Source organism: Legionella nautarum, from assembly GCF_001467895.1.
GTDB classification, from domain to species: Bacteria; Pseudomonadota; Gammaproteobacteria; order Legionellales; family Legionellaceae; genus Tatlockia; species Tatlockia nautarum.
On record NZ_LNYO01000021.1, the window covers coordinates 53,233 to 65,600 of the forward strand.

Here is a 12,368-nt window from a genome sequence, read left to right on the forward strand (position 1 = left end):
ATTAATGTTCCTCAGCTATCTCGTGTTGATATTGATCCGCATTTAATAAATCGTTTAATTCAGCGAGGTTCTGCGCTTTAATTTTAACTAACCAACCTGCTCCATAAGGTTCTCTATTAACAAGGGCAGGATCTGCGCTCACGTTTTGATTGACAGCGACAACTACTCCGCTAATCGGTGCATAAAAATCAGAGGCAGCTTTAACAGACTCAACAACGCCTAATTCCTGTCCAACCTTTACCTCATCACCTTCTTCAGGTAACTCGACAAACACCATATCCCCTAATAATTGTTGAGCATGCTCAGTGATACCAATTGTCATGATGCCATCAGCACTGCTTTCCAACCATTCGTGGGTTCGAGTAAATTTTAAATCTGCCATTATTCTTGTCCTCTTCTTATAATTATAAGTTGTTAAAATCCAAATTTCGTTTTTAGGCGTTATAATATTTGTCCTCGTTTAACAAATCTTGGTTTTCCAACTTGAGCCGGAAAAAGTTTTCCACGAATCTCAACCATCACTTGTTCACCGACTTTCGTAGGTACTCGCGCTAAAGCAATTGATTTGCCCAAGGTTGGCGAATAAGTTCCGCTAGTGATAATGCCATCGGCTTGGCCTTCTACAATAACGCGTTGACCAGAGCGCATGACGCCTTTATCTTGCAAAATTAAACCGACTAATTTGCGCTGAACCGCTTGTTGTTTTTGCGATAAAAGAGCCCCCATGCCGATAAAATCTCGTTCTTCAGGCTGCCATTTTACGGTCCATTCAAGACCTGATTCCAAAGGAGTGGTCGACTCATCCATATCTTGGCCATACAACAACATTCCGGCTTCAAGGCGAAGCGTATCGCGGGCTGCTAAACCACAAGGTTTAATGCCAGCAGCTAATAAAGAGGACCATAATTGGGTAATTGCTTCTTTAGGTAAAATGATTTCTAAACCGTCTTCTCCGGTATAGCCTGTCCGCGCAAAAAACCAGTTTTCAACGTCAACACACTCAAAATTGGTGAGAGTTGATACGGCATCATTTTGAGCAGGGGTAAGGACAGACATTGTTTTTGCAACGGCTTCGGGGCCTTGAACTGCCAACATAGCAAGCTCGTTTCTTTCCTGTAATCCCACTGAAAAGCCTTCGCTTTTGCTGCGAATCCACGCCAGATCGCGGGTGCGAGTTGCAGAGTTTAAAACAAGACGGTAATTATCTGATGCGCGTTGATAAGCAATCAAATCATCGATAATCCCTCCATGCTCATTACACATACAGCTATAAAGCGCGCGCCCTGTATGCTCAAGAAGATCGACATCGTTAGTAAGTAATTTGCGTAAAAATTGTCTGCCGCCAGCACCTAGTATATCCACGACAGTCATATGCGAGACGTCAAACATTCCTGCGTGCTGACGAACACTGTGGTGTTCATCCAATTGTGAACCATAGTGTAGGGGCATTTCCCAGCCATGAAAATCTACCATTTTTCCACCAATTGCCAAGTGATTGGCATGGAGTGGGGTTTTTGCGATCATTGCGATTCCCTCTTTTCGCGCGTTGGTGCTGAAGATTATACCGAGATGAGTCATTACGACAAGAGTGATGTCACATCTTTATCTAAACTTTAGTTCAGTTTATCAATTTTCACATTTTGACAGGTAGATTGGGCCTTGACCCAACAAAGTCATCTAAAAAGATCTCTCTATCCAATTGGGACCCAAAGGCCAACCTATCTCCGAATAACCCTTTGCAAAAGACTATAATTATAGAAGGGGCAAATGGTCTAAATAGGAGATTGTTATGAACGTCAATGTTAAAGGCCATAAAATACTCGGCGCCATGCTTTTGGGTTTGTGTTTATTCGCCTCTGCCCCTAGTGATGCCCATAGGGGTGGATACTGGGGTGGTGGTCATGGTCATTGGGGTGGCCATTGGGGTGGCTGGAGAGGTGGTGGTTGGGGGCCAGGAATTGGTTGGGGCCCTGGTTGGGGTTACGGTGGTTTCTATCGAGGGGGTGGTATCTACATAGGACCGAGCCCTGTCTATTATAATTGTGGATGGTCCGGAGGATACTGGCGAAATGGCTATTGGATACCTCGGCATAGAGCTTGCTGGTAATCTTTGACCGCATTATTTTAGTAGAATTTAGGATAGCCCTTTGGAAACAAGGGCTATTTGCTTTAGGATAAGAGCTTAACTGGCAAAAGGATCCCTTGGTGTTAAATCGATTATTATCTGGGCAAAGTCTGCTTGATTTAGCATGGCTATTATTTTTATTGTTCATGCTAAGACATTTTTGGCGTGATAGATCAGCACTTGCCCAAGCTCGCTCTTGGTTAATCACGAAAGGTCGTATTACTTCATTTGAATGGACTCGAGAGGGGCCGCGCTTATGGCCTAGAATTGAATACAGTTATCAAGTCTTTGATAAGGATTTTCAGGGTGAATATCTTTTTTTAGATACCGCCCATAATAATCCTAATAGCAAATATGCTCGTAAAGTCGCTTATAAAGCTGCAATTGCTTATGAAAACAATGCAGAAATCGATGTCTTTTATAATCCGAATAACCCTCATCAAGCGGTTCTGGATATCACCATTCCCCAGAAATTAAACCTAATTGTTGCTTTATTGATCGCCTTAATCATTTTGCATCTTGTGGTAGTGTTTATCCGTTTATTATAAAAAACTTATTACTGTGCCGCCGCCGGGCTAGTGGTATTGGCCTCACTAGGGTCATTGGAACACTGACAGGGAGGGGTGCTGACTTTAGATTGTAACCCCATGATCGCAAAACCGCGAACTCCTTGTCCATCAGGAGCTTGTGTGAAATGAATTGTAACGTCCAAATTTTGTTTTTGTTGATATTGAGGATTTTTATAAATCACTAAGATCGGCATTTTGGCTTGCCACTGATTAGGCGCGATGGTCGTAATTTCCGGGGGTAAAGTGGCTACAGCACTCACATAATAAGAATTGGCCTTTACCGCATCAGGAAGTTTAGAGGTAGTCATTGCTGTGCTATAGGCAGTCCACCCGCCAGCGGTAAAATATTTAGCAATTTCTTTTTGGCGTTCAAGGAAATTTTTATAATCAAAAGTATAAGTAGCGATAATGGCTTCATTGGCCCAAACTGCAAGTTGAGTATTATCAGGAGGAAGGGCTTTTGCTGATAAAGATAAAGCAAATAGCATGAAAGCAGCACCAACATTGATTTTCCTCATGGGGTTATCCTCAAAATCATCGTAGCAAAATATATTCTAATTGTAGTCGTTTTCAAGGTGAAAAAAACCCCGGCTAAACCGGGGAAGTTAGTGTGTCCTACTTTAATTAGTAATGACACTACTCCGCGTAAAGAGGGGAGCGCGGAGCAGAGCATTATAAATTATGCTCATATCATTAGACACTGATGGTCAAAAAAAGTTCAATTTTATTGGTTAATTTTATTCCCTCTCGGTTAAAACGGATTGATGCGATGAAAACTCAGATTCAATCGGCGACAGGCCAAATAATTTATGTTATTTTAGGCGATCTTGGGTTTAGCGGTCTAAATACTTATTTAAGCAGAGGCCCATCCAAATTTTCCATCGACGTAACCAGTTAAAAAATAGGGGGGCATTGTGCGCAACAGTCGTTTTTACTTTGCCAACCGTGAAAATGTAAGTCGTTATATCAATCGTTGGGATATTTTATTACTGATACTGATTTTTTTTGTTTTGTTTTTTCTAGGTTGGGCGGGAAAACAAATGGCGAGTCCTTATCAATTAGGAGAGCCGTTAGTTATTTCTTTAGACCCCAGTAAACTGCCTTTCTATGCCCTGCGCACTGTATTAAGGATGTTCATTGCCCTGGGTATATCCTTGCTGTTTACCTTTGCTGTAGGCGCGCTGGCTGCGAAGAATCGCCGTGCTGAGCAGGTCATTATTCCTGCGATTGATATTTTACAATCCGTCCCCGTTCTGAGTTTTTTATCGATTACCGTAACCGGATTCATCCGCTTATTCCCTGGTAGTTTATTGGGGCCTGAATGCGCCTCTATTTTTGCTATTTTTACTGCTCAGGTATGGAATATTACCTTTGGATTCTATCAAGCTTTAAAAACCTTGCCCGAGGATTTAAAAGAAGCATCGGCAATGTTTCAATTGTCTGCTTGGCAGCGATTTTGGAAGGTTGAAGTTCCCTTTTCAATGTCGAGTTTACTGTGGAATTTGATGATGTCGATGTCAGCCAGTTGGTTTTTCGTCGTCTTATCCGAGGCTATCTCCGTTTCTCACCAGGACATTCTCTTGCCGGGAGTAGGTTCTTATATTGCCCTAGCGATTGAGCAGCGAGATTTGCATGCAGTGGGCTATGCCATTTTGACCATGGTTATCGTTATTTTTCTATACGATCAGATTTTGTTTCGGCCACTGATTGCCTGGTCAGAAAAATTTAAAATGGAACCTTCGCCGGACGAGGAAGAATATCAATCCTGGCTAATTGATTTAATTCGCGGGAGTCGATTAACCAAACGTTTTGGCAGAGTAGCGGCAGTTGTTAAAGATAATTTTGTGAATGCTCGTTGGTTATCTCATCGAGGAATTAAAGTCGCGAAAGAAATGGATTTACGCCGCCAAAAACATCTCGATTGGATTTGGAATACGATTGTGCTTCTCGCCATTTTTGGCGGTGGCTGGCTGCTCATGAATTTTATTTTGACTGAACTGAAGTTGAAGGAAGTGTTACATGTTTTTCTTCTTGGCGCAGCGACAGGTACACGGGTTATTGTCTTAATTATTTTTAGTTCTTTGCTTTGGATTCCTGTCGGTGTTTGGATTGGATTAAGACCCCGATTGGCACAGAAAATTCAACCGATTATTCAATTCGTTGCCGCTTTCCCTGCTAATTTATTCTATCCTTTGTTTGTAATAGCTATTGTACAATTTCATCTCAGTGTTGAGATCTGGGTTACTCCACTGATGATTTTGGGAACCCAGTGGTATATTTTATTTAATGTGATTGCCGGAGCTTCAACCATCCCTCGCGACCTTTATTTGGCAGCGGATAATTTCGGTGTCAAAGGCTGGCAATGGTGGAAGCGCTTAGCTTTGCCGGGAATCTTCCCTTTTTATATTACAGGAGCCATTACTGCTGCCGGTGGAGCATGGAACGCTAGTATTGTGGCTGAGTGGGTTAGTTGGGGAAACACTACTTTGGAAGCGACGGGCTTGGGTGAGTATATTCATGCGAGCACCATAGCAGGTGATTTTCCAAAAATAGCCTTAGGTACTGCGATGATGTGTACTTATGTACTGGCATTTAATCATTTAATTTGGCGTCCGCTTTATCGACTGGCGGAAGAGCGATTCCATTTCAATTGAGGATGCTATGTCAGAAACTATTATTGCCATCGAAAATTGCCGCAAATCCTTTAAAAAAGCATCCGCTCAAGATTTGTTAGTGCTCGAAGATGTTAATTTTCGCTTACAAGAAGGTGAAATCGTTGCCTTACTGGGTAAGTCCGGTTCGGGCAAATCCACTCTTTTACGGATTATTGCAGGGCTTGTTCCGCCCACTGCAGGAAAAGTGACTTATCGTGGACAACCCGTGACGGGACCCGTACCGGGTATAGCAATGGTATTTCAATCCTTCGCACTAATGCCCTGGTTGACCGTACTCGAAAATGTGGAGTTAGGTTTAGAAGCTCAAGGTGTCGGACGCGAAGAAAGACGGCACCGTGCAATTGAAGCAATTGATACTATTGGTCTTGATGGCTTTGAGTCCGCTTTTCCCAAAGAGTTATCCGGTGGAATGCGCCAACGGGTAGGATTTGCTCGGGCTTTGGTGATTAATCCAGATGTGTTGCTCATGGATGAACCTTTTTCTGCTCTCGACGTATTAACAGCTGAAAACTTAAAATCAGATATGCTGAAATTATGGCAAGAAAAGAAAACCAACACGAATGGTATCTTATTAGTTACTCATAATATTGAGGAAGCAGCGACCCTTGCCGATCGTATCATTATTTTTGGCTCTGATCCCGGCTATATTCGTGCGGAATTACAAGTTGGCCTAGAACAACCTCGCGACCCAGAAACACCGGAATTTCGTGCCCTAGTTGATAAAATTTATACCCTAATGACGACTGGGCCTAAGGAAAAAGCGAAAGGTGCGCAACGTGAGCGCCAAATTGGCTTAGGTTATCGTTTACCTGATGTAGAACCTTCGGAGTTATCGGGCTTGATTGAGACAATGAAATCATTCAAAGAGCGGATTGATCTTCCAGAACTTGCTGATGAATTGATGATGAATATCGATGATTTATTCCCCATCTTAGAAACCCTGGAGATTTTAGGGTTTGCAAAAGTATCCGACGGGGATATTCAACTCAGTGAATTAGGAAAACAATTCTCAGAGGCCGATTTACAAGCACGTAAGCAATTATTCGCCAGGCGACTTTTGGAAAAAGTGCCGTTGGCACGTTATATTCGCCGCGTCTTGGATGAGAAGGTGGGGCATCGTGTTTCTGAAGAACGATTTTTATCTAAACTCGAAGATTATTTAAGTGAAAAAGAAGCGGAGCGAGTGCTGCGTACGATGATTGACTGGGGACGTTATGCCGAATTGTTTGCTTATGATTTTAATACTGGAATCTTAAGCTTAGAGAACCCGGGTATTTCGGACGCGGTTGTGGAATAATATCCTGGCTGCGGTAAGAAAAAATAAACTGGATGTCAATATTACTGTGCAACATTTATAATGAAAAATCATTGACTTATTAGATTAAGGTTTTAAATGAGACTACGTTATAAAAAGAAAAAGACTAGGACTTCTAAAGCACAGGTTGAAGATGAGCTTATTCTTATTTGTCCAATGACATATGGTGAGGAAAATCCTAGCGACAACTCTTTAAGTTTACTAAATGATACGTCGCCACCAAAATTTGACATTAGACTTACTTCGTCCCCCGCCTATCTTGCACGGAAATTTGAACACATCAAACAATACCGAACAAAACCACATGAAGCAGATGCCATACAGACCACCATAGGTTATATCTATTTTGGAGATATGGAAAAGGCAACTGAGCTTTATCAAGGGATAAAAGATAGAATGGATAGGCAAGAGTCTATTGCCCATCATGATTCAACCAAATTAATGCAGCTTTATAAGCTTATCCATAAAGCAACATTATTTGTAATAAAAAAAAATTTACTACAGAGCATGGGTAGCCAATCTCCCCAACATACATTGGCTTTAGAAATAATGAAATATTTTTGGATAAGAGTTCAAATGCAATATGTCGTTTCTATAAATAGAATGGATGCAAGAGGACAATATGATAAAACTAATTGGGAAAAATGTGAGATTGATGTCAATAGTAAAATTAAAATGCAGGAATCTTTAAGCGACAATGATCGTGTAGCATGTATATGTATCCTACAGAATATTTCGGAGACAACGAGGCTGTTAAAAATGGTTCGTGCTGATATAACCTCATTGAATGATGTCAGCCAAGAATCTGTCCTTATATTTGATAGAGGTATTGATGAGCTATCCAAATGCTGCGAAGCGCTATCAACCTTATCTGATAAATTATTATATTCCACTTTTATACATGCTCTTAATCATGAAAAGCAGCTAATTGAATCAAAAAAAAATCAATTAATTGCGGAGGATAAATTTCAAAGCTCACTACGTGAACTTGAAAAGAGGAAAAATAATTTAAATAGGATAATTAAAACTGTAAAACTTGCTAAGCCAATTTGTTCAGACAAACCTACTAAGCCAGTTCAAACTAAGCCTCGAAAAAAAAGCACCTCACAGCCTAAAGTTGAAGTGCAAACGGAGGTTGTAGAGCCGCGTCAACTTCTGAGTCATGCTTATCAATTATTACAGTCAGCGAAATTTACTGAAGCGCTAGCGCTTTATAAACAAGCATTACAAATTTCTAAGAAAAATGGCGACATCCTGGATGAAGTACAGTCATTATCAAGCATGGCTGAATGCTATGAGGTTTGGTTCAAATATCAACCCGAGTTAAGTGATAATAAAGAGCAAGCTATCACAATCTATGAACAAATGATTCGTTATGGTGATACTTTTCGAGACTCTGAAGTTTATGATTCCCTCTCTCCCTATTTGGCATTTGCAAACCTTGCACTTGATAAATTATTAGAAAAAAATATTTCATCAGAAAAAGAAATCAAAGTTATAACTAATACGAAGTATGATGATGGGGCAGTGGTGAAAGAGGACATGGCTGGCAAACCCGCAGCAACTCAGCTATCTCCTCAAGCATACGATATACAACCGTGCTATAAAATTAAAATAAAATTACCCATTGATGAGAAAATATTAGCTTTGATGCGTGACATTCCAGATAGTTATATTGTTGGTGGTGCTGTCAGAAATTTATTATTGCAGCATCAACCACGAGAATATGATATCGTGACAGCGTTAACCCCTGATGAACTGGTTTCCCAACTCACACAGAAAAATTATACTTGTAAAATTGTGGGCAACATTTATCCCATCGTTTTAGTTACACTTACAACCGGTGAAGTGATTGAAGTTGCTACTTTTCGTGATCAAAAGCCGAGAGAATCGACTGACACTTTTAAATATCATCCTGATAATCCTACTGTAATCCTTAATAAAAATTACGCGCGTCATCCTTATCCCGATACCTTTAATCGTGATGTGACGATTAATTGTATTTATTATGATCCGCGTATGGAGGAGGTTTTTAGTTATATTGCTGAGACAGAGTTAGACCTTAAATCAAAAATTATCCGCATTATAGGTGACCCAGTAGAACGATTTAGCCACGATCCGATTATTATTTTACGCGTTCTTGAGCTTAGTTATCGCCTCGGGTTTCAATTAGATGAAAATATTTTGCCAGCTATTGAACAATGTAAAGCTCATTTACTTTTTGTCTCTCCAGGTCGCTTATTACATCAATGTCATAAAGTTTTTTATAACGGACATTCACAACAACTATTTAATGACCTGATAAAATTTGGCCTCGTTGATATTATGTTTCCTGATCTCACCTTATACCTAAGTCATGAAACTTTAAGTTATTATCCGGTATTAAAGAATTTATTTTTAGAGGCAACTGTTCTTTTTTATCAAACTGAACCCATTAGCTACCCCTTATTATTTGCAACCTTATTATGGCCTATCGTATTTGATAGATTATGCAGGGGGGAAATTTTTACTAAGATTGCCAATGATGTACTGCAACAGCAAAGCCAAATTATCAAAATCTTACCTTTTATGTATATTAGCATCAAAAATATTTGGCTTAATTATTTAACCAATAAAAATTATTTTTCCACTCAACTACCCTCCGAAGCCCCCTTCAGCAGTTCACAACAAACCTGCCTACTCAATCGATTTACGCACTATGTTGATCATTACACCATCGCAGTCAACATGAAAAAGCTTGAGTTAAATACAGGCAACTCTCATCTCAACGAACAGGGCGAGCCCTCAGGTTTGTCATCATTATCGCTGTTGAATGACAAGAATTCACATGCTTTTCGGAAGAAAGGAGACGGTGAGATATCAAGGGAGCGGGCGCTCCGACCTGATACCACTTTATTTCTTTAAATTATCGATTAATCTTTGATTAGGTATAACTAGGAGTTAATTTATCCATAATAAAGAGTTCCAGAAAACGCTATACAAAGATAATGAATTTAGATATAAACACCATTTTTGTCTAAAAACAAACGATTTTAGGAAAGGAGTACGAGGGATGTTGAGGTTGAATAAATCAAGAATGGTGCAAAAATTTACGTTAGTCGTTATCCTCTCAGCCAGCGTAATGCAGCTAGCCGGATGTGGTAACTGTAAATCTTCCAGCTCCCCGCCTGCCGTATCTCTTATAACGGTAAATGGGCAATGCATATTAAGTAGTAATATTACCTGCAGGTGCTCAGGTGGCGGCATTCTCGCTACCTGTTCTCAAGGCTCCCAAACCTTCAATCAAGGCACAGTTGCACCTGGAGTCTTTCTACCCTGCCCTGCTACCTTTAGCTGTAGTAGTAGCACGACAAGTTGCGGCAGTAACGGTTGAAATCGGTTAAAGAAACAATTCCACACTGGCAGCCAGCATCTCTCGAAGCGTTGCTGGCTGCCTGCAGGCGGTGCCCTAGTGCTGCAATTATTTTAGTGTGCCGACGCATTGGCAGCACGCTCTTCCAAAATCGCTACAGCAGGTAAGGTTTTACCTTCTAGAAATTCGAGAAAAGCGCCTCCTCCTGTGGATATATAAGAAATTTGCTGGTTTAGATCATAGAGGTCTACCGCAGCAAGTGTATCTCCACCGCCAGCAATAGAAAAGGCATCACTATCAGCTATGGCTATCGCTAATGCTCTGGTGCCATAAGCAAATTGTGGGAATTCAAAAACACCGACGGGGCCATTCCAAATAATTGTATTGGCTTCGTTAACCAAATCGACATAGCGACTTACTGTTTCTGGCCCTATGTCCATAATCATGTCGTCACTAGCTACATTGCTGAGTGTTTTATTGAATGCAGGGCAACTGTCTGAAAAAGTTTTTCCAACAACGACATCAGAAGGTAGCGGGATTTGACAACCACTTTCTTTAGCTAAAGCTAAGATTTCGCGAGCGTCATCCAGTAAGTTTTCTTCACAAAGTGATACGCCAATTTCATAGCCTTGAGCGCGAAGAAAAGTATTAGCAATACCGCCGCCAGGGATTAAATAATCAACTCGTCCTACTAATTGCTTCAGTAAAGTCAATTTGGATGAGACTTTCGCGCCGCCTACAATAGCCACAATCGGTTTTGCAGGTTCTTTAAGCACATGTTGTAAGGCTTCTAACTCGCGAACTAAGAGTGGGCCTGCTGCAGCGACCGGTGCATATTTTGCCACGCCACAGGTAGAAGCTTGGGCGCGATGTGCTGTGCCAAAGGCATCCATGACAAAAATATCGCAGAGACTTGCAAGTTTTTTTGCCAGGTCGTCATCATTCTCTTTCTCACCAGGATTGAATCTTACATTTTCACAAATGACTAATTCACCTGGATTGACCTCGATACCATTCAAATAATTAGTCTCAAAGCGGACGGGGTACTCCAAATGAGCTTCCAAATAATCAGCGATTGGTTTTAAAGAAAAACGTTTTTCAAATTTACCTTCTTCTGGTCGACCCAAATGTGACAACACCATTACTGCTGCTCCTTCATCAAGCGCAGCTTGTAAAGTGGGTAAAGCGGCTTGTAGGCGTTGGTCGCTGGTGATAATGCCATCTTTTATCGGAACATTTAGATCTTCACGAATCAACATTCGTTTACCACGAAGGCTGAGTTCGCTCATGTGAATTAAATTCATTTACACGGTCCTTAACGATTCATCATACAGTTTGCGGTATCTAACATACGATTAGAGAAGCCCCACTCATTGTCATACCAAGCCACTACCTTCACTAAATTGCCCTTCACTTTGGTTAGTGCCGTATCAAAAATAGCTGAAGCAGGGTAATGATTGAAATCACAAGAGACTAAGGGCTCTTCATTAATATGTAGAACCTCGGATTTTGCTTTACGCATGATGTCATTAACTTCGGCTGCCGTGGTTTCACGTTGGGCAATAAAGGTGAGATCAATCACAGAAACATTCAGTGTGGGAACTCGCATAGCAAAACCATCAAGCTTGCCAGCCAATTCCGGAAGTACTAGAGCAACCGCTTGTGCAGCCCCTGTTTTAGTTGGAATAATGGATTGTGTTGCTGAGCGTGCGCGGCGCAGATCGATATGACTAGCATCTAATAGCATTTGATCTTTGGTGTAGGCATGCACGGTATTTAATAAGCCGGAAGTAATTCCCAATGCGTCGTGCAGTGGTTTTACTACTGGTGCTAAGCAATTGGTAGTACAAGAGGCATTAGATACAATAACATCTGTTGCTTGCAGTATTTGATGGTTCACACCATACACAATGGTTGCATCAGCATCTTTACCAGGAGCAGAGATTAACACTTTTTTAGCTCCAGCCTGAATATGCTTCATGGCTCCTTCTCGATGAGTGAAATGTCCTGTGCACTCAAAAACAATATCAACATCTAAGCTAGACCAAGGGAGTAAAGAAGGATCACGCTCAGAAGTGACACGAATCGGGTGTCCGTCGATAATTAAATTGTTTCCCTCAACGCCGACCTCACTGCCAAATCGACCATGTGTTGAATCGTAGCGAGTTAAATGGGCAGTGGTTTCTATACCTGATACATCATTGATGGCAACCACGTTAAATTGATTTTGGCGCTTGTATTCAAAAATGGATCGTAAGACACAGCGGCCAATGCGACCGTAACCATTTATTGCGACTCGTATCGTCATACTACTTCTCCGAAAATTACAGGA

Annotated in this window: 10 protein-coding genes; 5 read left to right on the forward strand and 5 right to left on the reverse strand. The window is 41.1% G+C overall.

Annotated elements, in window-relative coordinates; all coding sequences use genetic code 11:
• Position 1: 1 nt before the first annotated feature.
• Together gcvH and gcvT are read right to left on the reverse strand one after the other, a co-directional pair.
• On the reverse strand, positions 2-382 hold the full coding sequence (gcvH, locus tag Lnau_RS10590) for a glycine cleavage system protein GcvH (RefSeq protein ID WP_058505124.1): 381 nt from the start codon (positions 380-382) through the stop codon (positions 2-4).
• A gap of 59 nt (positions 383-441) precedes the next feature.
• Positions 442-1,524 carry a glycine cleavage system aminomethyltransferase GcvT gene (gcvT, locus tag Lnau_RS10595; protein WP_058505125.1) on the reverse strand — a complete coding sequence of 361 codons (1,083 nt, stop codon included), beginning with the start codon at positions 1,522-1,524 and terminating at the stop codon, positions 442-444.
• A 265-nt stretch (positions 1,525-1,789) separates the two neighbouring features.
• Between gcvT and Lnau_RS16555 the strand changes: the two genes are divergently transcribed.
• Both Lnau_RS16555 and Lnau_RS10605 read left to right on the forward strand, forming a co-directional pair.
• On the forward strand, positions 1,790-2,107 hold the full coding sequence (locus tag Lnau_RS16555) for a hypothetical protein (RefSeq protein ID WP_058505126.1): 318 nt from the start codon (positions 1,790-1,792) through the stop codon (positions 2,105-2,107).
• A gap of 164 nt (positions 2,108-2,271) precedes the next feature.
• Entirely contained in the window at positions 2,272-2,673 is a 402-nt protein-coding gene (locus Lnau_RS10605) for a DUF3592 domain-containing protein (protein WP_083503826.1), read from the forward strand.
• Positions 2,674-2,681: 8 nt separating this feature from the next.
• Here Lnau_RS10605 and Lnau_RS10610 read toward each other — a convergent pair whose 3' ends face one another.
• Positions 2,682-3,212, reverse strand: coding sequence for a DotI/IcmL family type IV secretion protein (locus tag Lnau_RS10610; RefSeq protein WP_058505128.1), 531 nt, complete (start codon positions 3,210-3,212; stop codon positions 2,682-2,684).
• 396 nt (positions 3,213-3,608) lie between these two features.
• Here Lnau_RS10610 and Lnau_RS10620 point away from each other — a divergent pair, with 396 nt between their 5' ends.
• The 3 genes from Lnau_RS10620 to Lnau_RS10630 all read left to right on the forward strand — a co-directional run bounded on the left by Lnau_RS10620 (position 3,609) and on the right by Lnau_RS10630 (position 9,588).
• The gene (locus Lnau_RS10620; protein WP_058505130.1) at positions 3,609-5,348 is read left to right on the forward strand and encodes an ABC transporter permease; all 1,740 of its coding nucleotides are present in this window, start codon (positions 3,609-3,611) and stop codon (positions 5,346-5,348) included.
• Positions 5,349-5,355: 7 nt separating this feature from the next.
• Positions 5,356-6,666, forward strand: a complete 1,311-nt coding sequence (locus Lnau_RS10625; protein ID WP_058505131.1) for an ABC transporter ATP-binding protein — start codon at positions 5,356-5,358, stop codon at positions 6,664-6,666.
• Positions 6,667-6,762: 96 nt separating this feature from the next.
• Positions 6,763-9,588 (forward strand): tRNA nucleotidyltransferase/poly(A) polymerase-related protein, encoded by a 2,826-nt coding sequence (locus tag Lnau_RS10630; protein WP_058505132.1) that lies wholly within the window; start codon positions 6,763-6,765, stop codon positions 9,586-9,588.
• A gap of 561 nt (positions 9,589-10,149) precedes the next feature.
• Here Lnau_RS10630 and Lnau_RS10635 read toward each other — a convergent pair.
• Positions 10,150-11,340, reverse strand: coding sequence for a phosphoglycerate kinase (locus Lnau_RS10635; RefSeq protein WP_058505133.1), 1,191 nt, complete (start codon positions 11,338-11,340; stop codon positions 10,150-10,152).
• A gap of 11 nt (positions 11,341-11,351) precedes the next feature.
• Positions 11,352-12,344, reverse strand: a complete 993-nt coding sequence (gap, locus tag Lnau_RS10640; RefSeq protein WP_058505134.1) for a type I glyceraldehyde-3-phosphate dehydrogenase — start codon at positions 12,342-12,344, stop codon at positions 11,352-11,354.
• Positions 12,345-12,368: the final 24 nt, after the last annotated feature.